Origin of the sequence: Achromobacter sp. JD-1 (genome assembly GCF_038594925.1) — a bacterium.
In the GTDB taxonomy this organism is placed as follows: Bacteria; Pseudomonadota; Gammaproteobacteria; order Burkholderiales; family Burkholderiaceae_B; genus Achromobacter; species Achromobacter spanius_C.
This window is the reverse complement of record NZ_JBCGCS010000029.1, coordinates 16,596-34,502: the sequence shown is the minus strand read 5'-3', so window position 1 is coordinate 34,502 and position 17,907 is coordinate 16,596. Positions and strand designations below refer to the sequence as shown.

Sequence of the window (17,907 nt, the reverse complement as noted above, 5' to 3'; positions counted from 1 at the left end):
TCCAGCAAGAAATTCAGGACTTACGCCGTGGTTGAACACGGCATGACGGAGACATGATGAGCGATACGATGCACCTGGGAAAAGACGAGCTGATTGCGCGGGCGCAAGCCGAAATGCAGCGCCAGTTCGACGCGCCGCAATGGAGCCTGCGCGAACGGCTGGCGCTGACCTGCCGCATTCTGTTCGACGGTGGACACGACTCCGGTCTGGCCGGGCAGATCACGGCGCGCGCGCCGGAGCCGGGCCGTTATTACACGCAACGCCTGGGCCTGGGCTTTGACGAGATCACGGCCAGCAATCTGTTGGTGGTGGACGAGGATCTGCGCGTGCAAGAGGGCGGCGGCATGCCCAACCCGGCCAACCGTTTTCATTCGTGGATTTACCGCGCGCGGCCCGATGTGAACTGCATCATCCATACGCACCCGCTGCATGTGGCGTCGCTGTCCATGCTGGAGGTGCCGCTGGAGGTGTCGCACATGGACAACTGCACGCTGTACGACGATGTGGCGTTTTTGAAGGACTGGCCGGGCGTGCCGGTGGGCAATGAAGAAGGCGAGCTCATCTCGGCCGCGCTGGGCGACAAGCGCGCCATTCTGCTGTCGCATCACGGCATGCTGATCGCGGCGGGTTCGGTGGAAGAGGCTTGCGTGCTGGCGCTGCAATTCGAACGCGCGGCGCGCATGCAATTGCTGGCGATGTCTGCTGGCAAGATTCAACCCATTCCGCCCGCGCTGGGCCGCGAGGCGCACGACTGGATCTTGACGCCCAAGCGCTCGCAAGTCGGCTTTTCTTATTACGCGCGCCGCGCGCTGCGCTCGCACCCGGACGTGCTGGCGTAAGCCACAGGGGCAGGGGGGAGAAAGGCCGATCAGGTGTAGAGCGTCCTGGCGTAGAGCGGGAAGCCAAGCGCCTTGAAGGCGCAGAGCGCTCGACGGCGGCGCCGGTTTCGGGCATGCTTACCGGTCGGATTTTTGCCCTCCCGCCCATGATCGATCTTCCCCACCGCCTACGCACCCTGCGCCGTCAGCAAGCCCTGTCCCTGGAACAGCTGGCGCAGCGCACCGGGCTGACCAAAAGCTATTTGTCCAAACTTGAGCGCGGCTTGAGCGAACCGTCGATTTCGACGGTGCTGCGCCTGGCCGAAGCCTATGGCGTAGGCGTGTCGCAACTGGTGGGCGCGGATGACGCCGCGCAGGACGAAGTGGTCAGCCTGGTGCGCGTGGCCGACCGCGAGGCCCTGCAACGTGGGGGGCTGGGCTCGCAATACCATTACGAGTCGCTCGCCGGACGCCGCAAGGTCAAGGCGATGGAGCCCTTCGTGGTGCATCCGCCGCGCGACTTTCCCGACGCGACCGCGGTGTTTCCGCACCCGGGCGAAGAGTTTCTGCTGGTGCTCAAGGGCGCCATCGAGGTCCACGTGGGCGAACGCCAGTTGCGCCTTGAAACCGGCGATTCCCTCTACTTTGATTCCGAATTGCCGCACCGCATGCGCACGGTCAGCCGCGCCATGGCTGAAGTGCTGGTGGTGGCGGCGCATTGAACCCAAGGCAAGCCATGACACACGACCCCTCGCGGCTAGTCCGCATTGACGCCGGCCCTCTGAAAAACCCGGTGCCGGGCAAGCCTCGCCGCCCGATCTCGGGCGATGCGGCTTTTATGTCTGAGACCTTCTTCGAGGGCAACGCCGGCAAGGCCGAAGCCGGCGTATGGGAAAGCACAGCGGGCGTGTTCCAGGCCAACACCACCGGCTATATCGAATTCGGCACCATCATCGAAGGCGCGGCGCGTCTGGTCGACCCGGACGGCACGGTGCATGAACTGACGGTGGGCCAGGCCTTCGTCATGCCCGAAGGCTATACGGGCCGTTGGGAAGTGGACCAGTTCGTGAAGAAGATCTACTTCATCAGCCGCACGGCGTGAAGGCAAGCCGCGATGGCGACTATCGCGGTGGCCGTTGCGGGTACGCCGACGTGCCGAACGTATTGCCCATGCGGTTGCCGATGGTGGCGGGCGTGGGCAGGCCCATCTGGTTGGGCGGGCGTTGCGTGATGGCTTCGGATTCCAATTGCGGCGCGGGCCTGGCCGTGGCGGCCGGCGCCATCTTCTGGTTCAGGCAGTCGTAGGACAAGGCCCGATAGCCGTTGACCTCGGTGTCGATGCAGGCGCCGTCGGCGGTGCCTGCTGGCTTGGCGGATGGTTTGGCGGCGGGCGCCACTTGGGTGTCGTTGGCCGACACGGGCGCATGCATCAACATCGCGGCCAACAATAATAAAAACAGCTGGCCAAGGGCCAGGGGCACCGTGCGCATGCGCGCTCCTTGAAGACGCCCCGCCGGCCGGAGCAACCCAGGAAGTATAGGGACGGCAACAGGCGCGCAGGTGACCGTTGCGTGGCGGCGGCGCGGCTGACGCGCATGTTGTGTCACGAATGCGTCATTCAGCGCCTCTAGCATGGCGGCTTTTGTCAGGGCGGACATTCCGGTGTCCTCTGTTGCGGCCATGTCAGGCACCTTCCCTTTGCGGTCACGTTTATGAGCGGCGCCTTCAAGGGGCGCGGCGGAGTGCTGCGCGCCTGTCTGGCCTGCGGCCTGTTGGCGCTGGCGCAGGCAGGCCATGCCGCGCCGCCCACCTCATCCATTCGATTCGAGATTGCGGCGCAGCCGCTTGCGCAGGCGCTTGTTGAATACAGCCTGGCAAGCGGCCTGACGGTGTTGGTGGACAGCACGTTGACCGCCGGCCGGCAGGCCCCGGCGGTGGTGGGCGTCTACACACCCAGCGAGGCGTTGCGCAAGCTGCTGGCCGGTTCGCCCTTGTCCATTCGCTATGCCAGCGCGCGGTCGTTCACGCTGGTCTCCAAGGCGGATGAGGCCGCGTCCAGCACGGGCCGGCGCTTGCGCGACACGCCCTACGCCGCCGTGGTGCAAACCGCGCTGAAACGCGCCTTGTGCAAGGCAGCCGGCACGCAGCCGGGCAGCTATCGCGCGTTGGCGCAATTGTGGTTCGACAAAGCCTGGCGCATCAGCCGCGTGGCGTGGGTGTCAAGCACCGGTCAGGCCGGCCTGGATGGTCGGCTGGAAGCGGCGCTGCGTGGCGCGGTGATCGGCCCTTTGCCGGCGGGCACGCCGCAACCCCTGACGGTGTTGTTGCTGCCGCGCAGCGCGGCGGAATGCGACACGGAGCGGGGGGGCGGCAGTGCGGGATAACAAGCCGGAAAACTCTTTGCGGGCCTTGTTTCTGGAGCGCTACAACGACTTTCGCAATCAGCTCAAGCGCCGCTTGGGTTCGGATGACCTGGCGCATGACGCGATGCAGGAAGCGTTCTTGAAGGTCAATGACCTGCCAGCCAGTTCGTCTATCCAGCAGCCTGCCGCCTACCTGTTTCGCGTGGCGCTGAATATCGCGGAAGATCAGCGGCGGCGCGACTCCCGGCTGCTGACCGGGGTTGAGATCAGCGAACTGATCCACCTGGCGGACGAGGCCGCGGACCCGGCGCGCATTGCGCAGGGCCGCGATCAGATCGACGCATTCCAGCGCGCGCTGCGCCAGTTGCCCGAGCGCACGCAGCAGATGGTGCTGGCCGCGCGCGTGCACGAGTTGCCGCATGCCGAGATTGCCCGGCGCTACGGCGTGTCGGAACGCATCGTATCCAAAGAACTCAAACGCGCGCTGGAACATTGCGCGCGCGAACTGCTCGTGGCGGGGAGCGGAAAGGGCGGGTCGGCCCCGGTCCCCCGTGCCGCGTGCCGGGACGAAGAACCATGGCGCTGACGATGAGCATGCCCGGAAGAAACAAGAACAAAGAAGACGCCGCCACCCGCGAGGCGCGGGACTGGTTGTTGGCGCTGACCTCGGGCCGCGCCACCGAGCACGACGCGCAGGCGTTTCGCGAGTGGCTACGCGCCGACCGCCGGCACCAAGCGGCCTTTGCCCATCAGAAGCAGTTGTGGGAAAGCCTGGGGCCGGCCATCCAGGAAGTGGTGGCGCAGGGGGCGCGCAGCCGTACGCGCAAGCCGGTCTTTACGGGCCGTCGTGCATTCCTGGGCGGCGCGCTGGCCGCGTCGGCGGCCTATCTGGCATTCAAGCCGCCGCTGGGCCTGTGGCCTGGCGTGGATACCTTGGGGGCGGACTACCGCACGGCGGCGGGCGAACAACGCCGGGTGTCACTAGGCAATGCGCTGGACGTGGATATGAACACGTTGACGCGCATCAATGTTGATCACGATGCCGGTGGCCCGGTGATTGAATTGGCCGATGGCGAAGCGGAAATCCGCAGCGGTGCAACGGCCGCCGTCGTGGTGGCTGGCAAGGGCCGGATCACCGCGCGGGACGCCAGCTTCAACCTGCGCTACATCGACGGTCAGGCGCGTCTTTGCTGCCTGTCGGGATCGCTGCGCCTGGTGCACGCGCAAGGCGTGTTCGACGTGGTGGCCAATCGTGAGTTGCGCTATGACGATACGCGGGTGATGCCCCCCGTGCAGGTGGACCCCGCCGTGGTGACCGCGTGGCGTCAGGGATGGCTGGTGTTCAACCAGCAGCCGCTGGCGCAGGTGGTCGAAGAATTGAACCGCTACCGGCGCGGCCGCCTGGTGCTGATGAATGAGCAACTGGGCCAGCGTCTGGTTCAAGCCCGCTTCTCGTTGGCGCAGGTGGCCGATGCCGAACGCCTGATCCGCGATGCCTATGGCGCGCGTGTGACACACCTACCCGCCGGCGTCGTCCTGTTGTCATAAGCACGAGGCGGCCTGCCGCTCGATGAAATATTTATGACAGGGTTCTGGTCTGCATTTTTCAATCCGTCTGTCTTGTTCTAGGTGACGAACACGCGCGATTGAAACAAGGGATGGCGATCATGCAGGCACGGATGTCGGGGTTGGGTGGCAAGCGAAACATGGGGACCGTGCCGGCGCGCGTGCGCCCGAACTGGCGTCCGACGCCACTGTCGCAGGCCGTGACGGCGCTGTTGATCGCGGGCAGTGCCAGCGGGGCGGCGCAGGCGCAGCAACGGGCGTTCAGCCCGGGCTGGTTCTCCGACAAGAACGCGGTGCAATCGACGGCGCAGCGTACGGGCCGCATGCCCGACGGCAGCTTGGCCGGCATCGGCAGCAGCGCGCGCCAACAGGCGCAATCGCGCCAGCAGTTGCAGCGGTCGCTGGAAAACCTGAACCGAACGGCTGCCGCCGTCGCGGCGCAGCAGGCCGCGCAGGCGGCGGCGCGCGCGGCCGCGGCAGCCGCCAACGGTGGCGGCGTGCCCGACGGGCTGGTCGAAGGCGGGCTGTGGGCGGCCACGGGCGCAAAGGCCCAATGGGAAGGCGCCAAGGCTGCCAAGCCCAGTGTCGAGAACGGCCGCCAGACCGTCACCATTGAACAGACGCAGTCGCGGGCGATCCTGAACTGGGACACCTTCAACGTGGGGCGCAACACCACGGTGCAGTTCAAGCAGGGCGCGGACGGCGCGGTGCTGAACCGGGTGGTGGGCGCAGCGGCCAAGCCCAGCCAGATCCAGGGCGCGATCAAGGCCGACGGCACCGTGATGGTGGTGAACCAGAACGGCGTCATCTTCACCGGCACCAGCCAGGTGAATGCGCGCAATCTGGTGGTCGCCGCCGCCACGATCACCGACGCGCAATTCCGCGACAAGGGTTTGTATGCGGACAACGGCACGCAGCCGACGTTCCAGGATGCGCTGGGCAAGGTCGACGTACAAGCGGGCGCAATGATCCGGACCGCCGCGCCCTCCACGTCCACCACCAGCGGCGGCTATGTGCTGCTGCTGGGCAAGGAAACCGCCAACGCGGGCGCCATCGACACGCCCTCGGGCCAGGCTGTGCTGGCCGCCGGTGACAATTTCGTGATCAAGCGTGGACAGGGCACGTCGGGCAATCTCGCGTCCACCACCAAGGGCAATGAAGTCAGCGTTACCGGCACGCCCGGCCGCGTGGTGAATACGGGTTTGATCCAGGCCTCGCTGGGTGATGTGACCTTGACGGGGGGCGACGTGGTGCAGGGCGGTGTGGCGCTGTCCAGCACCTCGGTCGATACGCGCGGCACGGTGCACCTGAACGCGACGGGCGAGGGCGGCAAGATCACCCTGGCGGAAGCGGGCACAACGGCCATTCTGCTGGACCGCAGCGGCGCGCTGGCGCTGGACAGCCAGCGCGACGGCCTGCGGGCGCCGGTCATCGCCGCGTCGGATTCGGCCTGGGCGCCCGGCGGTAGCGACCGGCGCGAGCTGTCGCGCGTGGAGATCAACAGTTCGGGCACGGTGGATTTTGCGTCGGGCTCCATCACCTTGGCGACGGGTGGCCAGATTGCCGTGCAGGCCGCGCAGCGCAGCCTGCTGCGTGACGGTGCGGTGCTGGACGTGGCGGGCGCGGTGGGGGTGCCCGTGGCCATGGAGAACAACAGCGTCAAGATCAACGTACAGGGCAATGAGCAGCGCGATGCGGCGGTCAACCGCGACAGCGGCAAGCTGAACAACAGCGACATCTGGGTGGATGCGCGCGAACTTGTCTTTGTACCGGCAGGCACCAACGGTTACGCCACCGACCGCTGGTACACGGCAGGGGGCCTGCTGGAAGTCAGCGGCTATCTGGGCACCCAGGGCCACGCCGTCAACGAATGGATGGCGCAGGGCGGCAACGTCGAGTTCACGGGCGGCGAAGTGGTTACGCGCGCCGGGTCGCAGATCAACGTGTCGGGCGGCACGCTGGACGTGCAGGACGGCATGGTCCGCCAGACCTGGCTGCGCGGTGCGGACGGGCGGCTGTATGAGGTGTCGCGCGCGCCCGGCGATCTGGCGTACACGGGCTTGTACAAGGGCTACGAGGCGAAGTCCGAACGCTGGGGCCAGACCCGCTATTTCTACAACCCCCTGCTTGCGCCGAAGGAACGTTTTGAAACCGGCTACACGGTGGGGCGTGACGCGGGCCGACTGCTTGTCGGCACGAAGAGCGCGGTGCTGGAAGGCGATCTGATCGGCCAGACCTATCAGGGCGAGCGCCAGAACGCGGCGCCGCAGCCGGCGCTGGACGGCTATCAGCAATCGCAACGCGCGGCGGCGCGCGGTGCGCAGTTGGTGGTGGGCACGTACACGCCGTACTACAACAAGGCCACCGGCTCGATGTCGTACGCGCTGGGGCATTCTGAAAACACCGTTCAACAGGTGCTGTTGTCTGACCGGGTGGACGCCATTGCGGATGGGCTGGACCTGGACGCCGCGTTGCCTGAAGCGCGGGCGGGCATCCTGCATCTGGACACCACGCGCCTGAATGCGTTCAACCTGGGCGCGATCAAGATCGCCGCCAACGACATCGCCGTGCAATCCGATCTGGGCGTGGCGGCGGGAGGCGACATCACCTTGTTCGCGAACAAGGTATCCGTGGATGCCACGCTGACCGCGCGCGCGGGCAGCATCCGCCTGGGCAATGTGCTGAACCAGGCTACGCCCACGGGCATGGCCGATACCGCCACCGGGGCTGACGGCGCCCAACCCACGCTGGCGCTGAGCGCGCGGGCGCGGCTGGATACCCGGGGGCAATTCAGCAACCTGGCGATGTCGCCCGAGCAGATTGGCGCCATGCCTTACTTGAACGGCGGCACGGTCGCGCTGCGTAGCAGCGGCGACATCCTGCTGGACGCCGGCAGCGTCATCGACGTGAGTTCGGGCGCGGTGCTGCGCAACAACGGCCGGGTTACGGGCGGCAAGGGCGGCAACACCACCGTGGAGCTGGTGGCCGGCGGCACGCAGGCCGGCCGACTCAGCCTGGGCGCCGAGCTGCGCGGCTATGGCGTGGAAGGCGGCGGCACCCTGGCGGTGACGGGAGACAAGATCGTGCTGGGGCGCGCGCCTGGCGACGCCGACGAGCGCGTGCTGACGCTGGACGCGCCGTTCTTCCAGCAAGGCTATTCGCGCTACGAGCTCACGGGCGCCAACGGCCTGACGGTGGCCGACGGCGCGCGTATCGATGTGTTGATGCCTGTGTACCGCCCTATTGATGGCGCGGCCGGTTTGCCGACGGGCGCGGACCCCGCATCGGTGCTGCAAACGTGGCTGCCGCCGGTCTATCAGCATGACGTGGTCGCGGCAACGGTAACGCAGCGCCAGGGCGCCAGCCTGTCGCTGCAAAGCGGGCGCAACCTTGCCGCGACCGGCGCGAATGTGGACGCCGCGCTGATCGTTGGGCAAGGCGCGCAATTGAACGTGGACCCGGGGCAATCGATTCAGATGCGCGGGGCGGGGCAGATTACCGTGCTGGGCGCGTTGACGGCGGCGGGCGGCAAGATCGATATCCGCCAACTGCGCGTGGGTGACGTGGATGTGGCCGAGTCCCTGGAAGTCGTGCAAGGCGAGGCTCACGACCGCTCCATCTGGATCGGCGAGCAGGCCGTGCTGAACGTGGCCGGCCGCTCGGAAACGGGCGTGGATGCGCAGGGCCGCCGCTACGGCGTGGCGGACGCGGGCGGCGTCATCGTGCTGGGCGGCGAGATCAACCATGATCGCGCGACGGCAACGGCATCCGACCTGTATGTCATCGTGCGTCCCGGCGCGGTGTTGGACGCCTCCGGCGCCAGCACGACCGTGGATGTGAATGGTGTAGGCCCGGTGCGGCTGGACCGCGACGGCGGGCGAATCTCGCTCAGTTCCTACAACGGGCTGCATCTGGACGGCACATTCATCGCACGCGCGGGTGGCGCGAGCGCGGCGGGCGGCACGCTGGATATCGCGCTTGAGACGCCGCTGTACCGCACCTGGGGCGAGGGCGTGGCGGGCGAAGCCGTGCAGGTGCCGCGCGAAATGGTGCTGGCTTCGGGGGCGGGCACCCCCCTTGCCACAGGCCTGACGCCGGGCGAAGCCGACGACGGCTTGCGCTACGGCCAGGCGCGTCTGGATCCGTCGCGGCTGTTGGCCGGCGGGGGCTTCGATCACCTGGGGCTGTTGTCCAACGGCCTGATGTCTTTCGACGGTGATGTCAACGTGGCGGTGGGGCAAAGCCTGCGCTTGTACGCCGGCGCATTTTCGCTGGCGCCGCAGGGGGATGCGCTGGCCGGCATGCAAACCCACGCACCGGCCCAGGTCAACCTGGCCGCGTCCTATGTACGGCTGTCGGGTCCGGGAGAATACGCGGCCTCCAACGGCATGATCCGGCCGCGCGTGCTGTTCGGCGACGCGCAGGACGTGGGCGAGGGCACGTTCACGGTGCGCGCGGGCCGTTTGCTGGAAGTGGGCAACAGCCTGTCGTTCGGCACGCAAGGCACGATCAACCGCAGCGTGGGCGGCGTGCTGTCCGTGGCGCGTACCGGCTTTGACCGGGTGACGCTGGACAGCGCGGGCGACCTGCGCTTTCTGGCCCACAACGACAACGAGCCGCGCACGCGCCTGTGGACGCGCGGCGATCTGGACCTGATCGCCGCGCAGATCTACCCGGGCACCGGCGTTGAGGCCGAGGTGCTGGTGGGCTTCACGCGTCGGCCGAACGGCACGCAGGTGTTCGACCCGGACCGCACCCTGCGGATCGCGCGGCATGAAGGCACGACGAGCGCCTTGCCCGCGATGCCCTATTCGGCATTTGGCTCCTTGCGTTTGGCGGCGGCAACCGTGGAGCAGGGCGGTGTGTTGCGCGCGCCGCTGGGCGCGATCACGCTGGGCGACTTGAGCGAGCAGATAGGCACGCAGCGCCTGAGCTTGTTGCCGGGCAGCGTTACGTCGGTCAGCGGCGCCGGTCTGGTCATGCCGTATGGCGGCACGACCGACGGCGTGTCGTACAAGTTCAACGGCGCGGACGTGTCCTTGGTGGGCGTGGGCGGCGCGCTCGGCCTGGACGGGGCCGCTACCCTGCGCACCGGTATCACCTTGGGGTTTCGCGACGTGGACGCGCAGCCGGGGTCCGTATTGGATCTGTCCGGGGGCGGCGAACTCACGGGCGCGGGCTTTGTGTCGGGCCGAGGCGGATCCACCGATGCGCGCTATGCGCCGTTGGTCCGCATGAATCCCGAAGGCGGCTTCACCCTGCCGGGGCTGGCAGGCAATCCGGTCTACGCCATCGTGCCCGGCGCGCAGCCGGTGGTGGCGCCGGTGGGTGGCGAGGCGGGAGCCTCCACACCCGGCGTTGGCCAGCAGATCACGCTGGGCGCGGGCGTGCCGGGCTTGCCGGCCGGCACCTACACCTTGATGCCGTCCACCTATGCCTTGCTGCCCGGCGCGTTCCGGGTCGAGATCAACGGCGGCGCTTCAGCGGGCGCGGCGCTTGCGCCGATGCAGATGCGCAATCAATCCTGGGCGGCCAGCGGCGCCTTGTCGACCGCGGGTACGAACGTGGTGAACAGCCTGGCCAGCGCGGTGATCCTGACGCCGGGCAAGGTGCTGCGCACGCTGTCGCAGTACAACGAAATGAGCTACGCCAGCTTTGTCGCGGCCGATGCCGTGACGCGCGGTGTGCCGCGTGCGATGCTGCCGGCCGACGCCCGCACCTTGCGGCTGGCGATCCATCCGGGGTCCACGGACGGGCAGGCGCTGAGTGTTGAAGGGCTGGCGAATTTCACGGCCGCGAAGGGCGGCTTCGGCGGCGCCGTGGCGCTCAATGGCGGCAGCTCGACGGTAGAGATCCTGGCGGCGGGCCAGACCCCCACGGCGGGGTTCGCGGGCACGTCGGTGCAGGCGGATGCCTTGAACGCGCTGGGCGCCAGCCGTTTGGTCGTCGGCGCGCTGCCGGTAGTGTGGTACGGGTCGGGCGGCCGCTTCTATACCTTCCAGGCGTCCGCCAACCAGGTGGTGCTGCGCGCGGGCGCGCAATTGACGGGGCCGGAAGTGCTGATCTCGTCGCGCACGATCGAACTTGAAGCCGGCGCGGGCATATCCACGCTGGGCGCTGGCGCGCCGTCGGTGGACTCCACCAGCGGCTATGCCTTCCAGCCCGGGGCCAGCAGTTTGCTGGCGGTGTCCAATGGCCGTCTGGATGTGCTGGCGCCGGACGCACTGGGCGCGGGCGCCATCCGCATCGGCACCTGCGCGGCGCAGCCCTGCCAGGGCGTGACCCGTCTGTATTCCGAGGGCACCATCGCCGCCGCCACCAATGGCGTATTCGATCTGGGCGAACAGGTGCGCTACGGCACCCGCAACCTGGCCTTGGCAGTGGGCGCGGTGAATGTCGGCACGACCGAGGCGCTGACCCAAGCCGCCGCGCGCGGTGTCTTGCCCAACGGCCTGACGCTGAACCAGGACATCCTGGGCCGCCTGCTGCGCGGTGATACCAGCATGGGGGCCCCCGCGCTGGAAACCCTGACGCTGACCGCGCGTGACGCGCTTAACTTCTATGGCACGGTGGCGCTGGACACGCGCGACCCGCTGACCGGCAAATACAGCCTGGCCACGCTGGCGCTGGGCACGCCGGCCATTTATGGCTACGGCGACGCGGGCGACGAGGCCAGCATCCGCACGCAGAATCTGGTGTGGAATGGGGCTACCCAAGCGCCGGGCGCGGTGGCGGCGGGTGGGGCCGGCACGGGCCACGGTACGCTGCGCATCGACGCCGAACGGATCGAGTTCGGTTATGGGCAGGGCGCGCAACCCACCGGGCTGGACGACAACGCCAGGCTGGCGCTGGGCTTTTCCAGCGTCAACCTGAATGCCAGCGACCGCATCACGGCAAACCACCGCGGCAGCTTGTCGGTCTACGAATCGCAGGGCGCGTTCGACAGCGCCACGGGCCGCTATGCCTACGTTGGCGGCAACCTCAACCTGAACACGCCCTTGCTGACCGGCGGGGCGGGTTCCGTCAACCGCATGACGGCGGGTGGCAATGTGCGGGTGATGGGTGCGCCGGGGGGGCCGGCTTTGCAAGCGGCGGCGGTGCAGGACCTGGGCGCGGAAATCAGCCTGGCCGGGGCGAACGTGCGGGTCGATGGCAGCATCGTGCTGCCCAGCGGCAAGCTGACATTGGAAGGCCGCGACAGCGTGTTGCTGACGTCGGCCTCGCAGTTGGACGTGTCGGGCCGTGCCATCGCCTTCAACGACGTGCTGCGTTATAGCTGGGGCGGCGACGTCGTTCTGGCAAGCAGCCAGGGCAGCATCCGGCAGGAAGGCGGAGCGCTGATCGATCTGTCTGCGCAGCAGAACAATGCGGGCAGCCTGCGGGCCGACGCGATCGCGGCCTCGGCCGGCGTGGTGGACCTGCAAGGCCGCATCCTGGGCACGAGTTCGGGCGTCTACGATGCGGGCGGCACGGCCGTGCCCTACCGCGCGGGCAGCATCGACATCAGCGCGCAACATCTGGGCGCGCCGAGCGCCTTGAACGCGAATTTCAACACGCTGAATCAGCGCCTGAACGACGGCGGCGTGACCGGCGCGCGCAGTTTTCAGATCAAGCAAGGCAGCCTGACGCTGGGCGATACGCTGCGCGCCAACGACATCAACCTGTCGATCGACGGCGGCAGCCTGACCGTGGCCGGCCTGGTGGACGCCAGCGGCGAGCGCGTGGGCCGGATCCGCTTGGCCGCGCGCGATGGCCTGACCCTGGCGTCGAACGCGGTGCTGGATGCGCACGGAACCGTGCTGCGCGTGGACAGCTACGGCAAGATCATCGACGCGCCCAACCGCGCCGTGGTGCAACTGAATTCGGGTCGCGGCGTGCTGACGCTTGCCAGTGGCGCGCGCATTGACGTGCGCCACGGCACGGCGGCCACGCGTGGAACGGGCACGGGGCAGCACGACGGTGTGGCGCGCGGCACCCTGGACCTGTTTGCGCCGCGCATAGACGCCGCCGGCAACGCGGCCAACAACGGTAGCGGGGTGGCGGGTTCCGCCGCCACCTATGGCGACATCGCCATCGAGGCGCGCGGCCCGGTCACGATAGACGGCGCCAAGGCCATCTCGCTGATCGCCACCCAACGCTATGACGACGCCCGGGAAGGCGTTGCGGCGGATCGCACGAGCGGCCGCGAATATCAAATCATTGATCAGGCGTATCTGGACACGCTGCACGGCGACAGCACAACGTTCATCGGCCGCGCGCGGGCCAATGGCTATCTCTTGAACACCAAGCTTGCGGGCTTGAATAACGCCACCTACCGCGATGTGTTCCATCTGCGCCCGGGCGTGGAAATCGTCAGCAAGACGGGCGATGGCGATCTGGTCGTGCAAGGTGACCTGGACCTTTCGCGCTATCGCTACGCCAGCCTGAACCCGCACTCGGCGATGACTTCCGTCTATGGCTCGGGCGAAGCGGGCGCGCTGACGCTGCGCGCCAAGGGCAACCTGGATGTGTACGGCAGTATCAACGACGGCTTCGCGCCGCCCTCGGCCACGCCGGATGACGAGAACGGCTGGATCCTGACGCCGGGCGCACAAGCGTTCGGCGGTGATGTGGTGTTGCCGCGTGGCGGCGTGGAGTTGGCCGAGGGCACGGAGTTCCCGGGCGGCAAGACGCTGAACTACGCCTTGCCCCTGCAAGCCACCACGCTGGCCGCGGGCACGCGCCTGCCGGTCGAGGCTGCGCTGAACCAGGAACTGTCCTTGGCCGCCGGCGTGGTGCTGTCGGGCGACGTGCGCGATGCCTCCGGGCAGTTGTTGTACGCCGCCGGCAGCATTCTTGAGCAAGCGGTGAGCTTGCCCGTCGGCACGCGCTTGGGCGCGGGCACGATGCTCACGGCCGGCACGGCGCTTCAGTCGTTCACGTGGCCGGCCAACGTGGCCCTGCCCAATCTCTACACGACACAAGGCTATGAGCGCAACGTGTTGTTGATGGCGGGCACCATCACGCTCAAGCAGGGCGCGCTGATCCCGTCGCAGACCAAGCTGGTGTTCCCCGAAGGGGTCGACTATGTTGAGCTGCGCCCGGGCACGGCGGCGGATCAGCGGCGCAACTGGGCGGTGGCCCAGATGCTGCCGGCCGGCAGCCAGTCGTGGTCGATGCAGTTGGTGGCGGGCGCGGACCTGGATGCGGCGGATCCGCTGCGCGTTGTGCGCGGACCGGATGCGGGCAAGCTGACGCTGGCCGATACCCACTACAACGCCAGCCTGGTCAAGGGCGCAAGCCTGGTCTGGGGGCCCGACGCCGGCCCGTCCGGTTTTGAACCCGGCACCCCGGTGCCAGAAGACCTGCTCTGGCTGTGCGACGCGATCGAAGGGCTGTGCATGCCGCCGCCGCGTTTTGTCTGGGGGCCGGACAACTGGTTCGGGTACCCGGCCGGGACGCCGGTGTCCGAGGCTGAAATCGATCTCTGCTCGCTGTCGGCGGAGCAGTGCATCGAGAATAAATCGTCGACGTCGGTGGTGACGCATACGCAGAATTTCAGCGTGTTGCGCACGGGTACGGGCGACCTGGACCTGGCGGCGGGCGGCGACTTCAGCCTGATGTCGGCGTATGGCGTCTACACGGCCGGCACGCAAGCGGCCAACGTGGACGCTGCCTACCAATTGCCGCGTGGCCGCTACGAGACCACGGTGCTGGGCGACGCTCACTCGACCACGTATGAACCCTTCGTGTCGGCCGGCGCCGGCTATCAGGCCTGGTACCCGGAAGCGGGCGGCAACCTCAGCCTGTACACGGGCGGCGCCTTGCGCGGCGATGTATGGGGCAAGACCACGGGCGGCAATTTCGACTCGCGTGTGATTGATCCCAGCGTGGGCATCGGCAACTGGTTGTGGCGCCAAGGCACCGGCAGCGCCAATGGCGGCGATACGCCTACCGCCTGGTGGATCAACTTCGGCAGCTACACGCGTGCGCCCTCGGCGTTCAAGGACAACACGCCGCTGTTGGTGGGCTTCACCGGCTTCGGGGCATTGGGCGGCGGCAACGTCAGCCTGCGCGTGGACGGCGACGCGGGCAACATCGAGTCGCGCGGGTCCATCAACAATCCGCGCAGCCAGGGCCTGATCGTGGCCGTGGGCAGCACCGGCCGCGTTGCGGCCGACGGCGGCATGACGTTGACGGGGGGCGGCGATATCGACATCCGTGTCGGAGGCGGTTTGAACCCGACGCAAAGCGCGCGCGGTCTGGTGTCTTCGACCGTGGGGCCAACCCCCTATTACGGCGAACCCGCGCTGGACTTGCAGGGCGCGCTGATCAACCTGCGCGGCCATGCCCAATTGGCCGGTGGCGCGGTGGGCGGGCTGGATCTGCAATACGGCAACGAAGCGCGCGAGCAAGACGTGAAGGAAAGCCGTGGCTACGACCCCTACGTGTCCACGATGGCCAGCGCCACGGGCGGCCTGGTGCTGATTCCCGGCGACGCGGTGATCCGCCTGGATACGCGTGGCGACCTGGTCGTCGGCGGCGCCAGCGATCCGGGCCGTGTCGCCTTGCCCAACAGCACGCCCTACCGCATGCCAGATGGCACCATGCGCACGGGCGGCGGCTATAGCTGGTTCTCGATGTGGACGGAGAACACGGCCATTGAGCTGTCCAGCGCGGGCGGCAACCTGACGCCCAGCCGGCAGACCTCGCATAGCGCGCAGGGCCTGGCGGTGCAGCCGGGCCGCAATACCTCGCCGTCCGACGGGCGCTATCTGTATCCGTCGATTCTGCGGGCCACGGCGTATGACGGCAGTATTTATGCGGGCGTGTCGGCGGGCTACCTGAACAACGAAGCAAGCGGCCTGCCGTATTCGCTAACGCTGGCGCCGGGTGCGCGCGGGCAACTGGAAATGCTGGCGGGGGATTCCATCTACGCGGGTGGCTACGCCATCAACCGCTCGGGGGCGGACCCGGCCAGCGTCGCCAACGTGTTGGCGCCAGCTTTTGCGGGCTACTTGTCCGAGGCCAATTCGAATGTGGCCTTGAGCAACCAGGGTGCCAACGGCCTGGCTGGCGACCGGTACACCCATTTCCCCTTGTTCTACTTCAACGCGCTGACGGCCAGCACGGCGGGCTCCAATACGGTGACGCGCTTTTACGCCCGTGATGGCGACATCGTCGGGCTGCGCACGGGCGAGGCGCTGTCCATTGTGCAGGGCCCCAACCTGGGCCAAACCTGGTACGAGGCATCGGGCCCCGTCTGGATGCTGGCGGGCCGCGACATCGTGGCCTCGGGCACGAACACGGGGACGTCGACCGACGTGCCCTCCACCAATGGCATGAACTTTGGCGCAAGCGGGACGTCGGTGACCTCGACCGGCAACCTGTTCCTGCATCGCGACGCGCTGGATGTGTCGCGGGTGTCGGCGGGTCGCGACATTCTGTACAGCTCGTTCCAGGTAGCGGGCCCCGGCGCACTGGAAGTGTCGGCCGGCCGTCACGTGCTGATGGCGGACAAGGCTTCCATCACGAGCCTGGGCGCGGTGATGCCGGGCGACCACCGCCCTGGCGCGTCGATTGCCGTGCAGGCGGGCGTGGGCGCCAAGGGGCCGGACTACGCGGCGTTCCTGGCGCGGTATCTGGACCCGGCCCAGGCGGCCGACCCCAGCCGTCCGCTGGTGGACCAGGGCCTGGCCTTCAAGACCTACGAAGCTGAATTGCTGTTGTGGATGACGCAACGCTATGGCTTTGCCGGCAGCACGGACGACGCGCGCGCGGCCTTTGCCGCCTTGCCCGCCGAGCAGCAACGGATCTTTGCGCGGCAGGTTTATTTTGCCGAGCTGCGTTCCGGCGGACGCGAATACAACGACCTGGCCAGCCCGCGCAACGGCAGCTATCTGCGTGGCCGCCAGGCGATCGCCGCGTTGTTCCCGGAAACCGCGCCGGGCGCCTACGAGGGTGACATCACGCTGTATGGCGCGGCGGGCATCCGCAGCACCTTCGGCGGCGACATCCAGTTGATGACGCCGGGCGGGCAGCAGGTGTTCGGCGTGGAAGGCGTGGCGCCGCCCGCCACCGCCGGCATCATCACGCAGGGCGAAGGCAACATCCAGTTGTACGCGCAGGGCAGCATCCTGCTGGGCCAAAGCCGGGTGATGACGACCTTCGGCGGGGGGATTACCGCGTGGTCGGCGCAAGGCGATATCAACGCGGGCCGGGGCTCGAAGACGACCGTGCTGTACACGCCGCCCAAGCGCGTCTACGACGCCGTCGGCAACGTGACCTTGTCGCCCAACGCGCCCAGCACCGGCGCGGGCATCGCCACGCTGGCGCCGCTGCCGGAAGTACCGGCGGGCGATGTGGACCTGTACGCGCCGCTGGGCACGATTGACGCGGGCGAGGCCGGCATCCGCGTATCGGGCAACGTGAACATCGCGGCCTTGCAAGTGGTGAACGCGGCCAACATCCAGGCGCAGGGCGATAGCGCGGGCGTGCCGGTAACGGCAGGGGTCAACACCGGTGCGTTGTCGTCGGCCAGCGCGGCGGCAAGCTCGGCAGTCAATGCGGCGCAGGATTCCGCCCAGCGCGCGCAGGCCGAGGCGCGTCAGAACCAGCCGTCGGTGATCAATGTGCAGATTCTGGGGTATGGCGATGAGCCGGTGGCGGGCGCCGCGCCGGTTGTGCCGTCAGCGGGTGCGGCTGCGGGTACGCCGAAGTACGACGCGGCCAGCGCGGTGCAGGTGCTGGGGGCGGGGGCGTTGGACGTGGGCGAGACGGCATCTTTGACGGCGGAGGAGCGGCGCAAGTTGATGCTGTGAAGTTGGGGGGCGGGGGGCGAACCGGGGCGTGAGGAACGCGATGGGTTTGACCCGGGGTGGAGTCATGCCGACGGCGGTTGATGGGTTGCGCGCGTTCGGGGCCGGGGTTCTTGCCGTGGGGTTTGCGCGCTTCACCCATCCTACGTATGGGCGGCCAGTTTGCTACTGGCCGCTTTTTTTTTGTTGCGCTGCTGGCGCCGTCATGTGGCGTCGCCAGAATCCCCGCGAGATCGTTCGGATCGGTCGACGCCTTGATTTTTTTCGTGAAGTTTTTCTTACAACGCGCGGTCTTGGGCCTGCCAGTACGTCTAGTAACAAGCAGAAGTTGTAGACGCGGGGTTGTGGGCGAAAACCGTAACG

General features: G+C 67.9%; 8 protein-coding genes. 7 read left to right on the top strand and 1 reads right to left on the bottom strand.

The features are described from left to right. Positions 1-56: 56 nt before the first annotated feature. From WBR68_RS28385 to WBR68_RS28375, 3 genes are all read left to right on the top strand, one after another. Entirely contained in the window at positions 57-839 is a 783-nt protein-coding gene (locus WBR68_RS28385; RefSeq protein ID WP_127185344.1) for an aldolase, read from the top strand. 146 nt (positions 840-985) lie between these two features. Continuing rightward, entirely contained in the window at positions 986-1,540 is a 555-nt protein-coding gene (locus tag WBR68_RS28380) for a helix-turn-helix domain-containing protein (protein ID WP_050450436.1), read from the top strand. A 14-nt stretch (positions 1,541-1,554) separates the two neighbouring features. After that, positions 1,555-1,920: a cupin domain-containing protein gene (locus tag WBR68_RS28375; RefSeq protein ID WP_230695906.1), complete on the top strand. Its 366-nt coding sequence runs from the start codon at positions 1,555-1,557 to the stop codon at positions 1,918-1,920. A 19-nt stretch (positions 1,921-1,939) separates the two neighbouring features. Here WBR68_RS28375 and WBR68_RS28370 read toward each other — a convergent pair whose 3' ends face one another. After that, entirely contained in the window at positions 1,940-2,308 is a 369-nt protein-coding gene (locus WBR68_RS28370; RefSeq protein ID WP_230695905.1) for a hypothetical protein, read from the bottom strand. A gap of 222 nt (positions 2,309-2,530) precedes the next feature. Between WBR68_RS28370 and WBR68_RS28365 the strand changes: the two genes are divergently transcribed. The 4 genes from WBR68_RS28365 (at position 2,531) to WBR68_RS28350 (ending at position 17,547) form a co-directional block, all read left to right on the top strand. Beyond that, the gene (locus tag WBR68_RS28365; RefSeq protein ID WP_230695904.1) at positions 2,531-3,202 is read left to right on the top strand and encodes an STN domain-containing protein; all 672 of its coding nucleotides are present in this window, start codon (positions 2,531-2,533) and stop codon (positions 3,200-3,202) included. Further along, entirely contained in the window at positions 3,192-3,767 is a 576-nt protein-coding gene (locus WBR68_RS28360; protein ID WP_050450432.1) for an RNA polymerase sigma factor, read from the top strand. The genes WBR68_RS28365 and WBR68_RS28360 overlap by 11 nt, the downstream gene beginning before the upstream one ends. An 8-nt stretch (positions 3,768-3,775) precedes the next feature. Beyond that, positions 3,776-4,729 carry a FecR family protein gene (locus WBR68_RS28355; RefSeq protein WP_230695903.1) on the top strand — a complete coding sequence of 318 codons (954 nt, stop codon included), beginning with the start codon at positions 3,776-3,778 and terminating at the stop codon, positions 4,727-4,729. Positions 4,730-4,839: 110 nt separating this feature from the next. Continuing rightward, positions 4,840-17,547, top strand: coding sequence for a filamentous haemagglutinin family protein (locus tag WBR68_RS28350; protein ID WP_230695920.1), 12,708 nt, complete (start codon positions 4,840-4,842; stop codon positions 17,545-17,547). Positions 17,548-17,907: the final 360 nt, after the last annotated feature.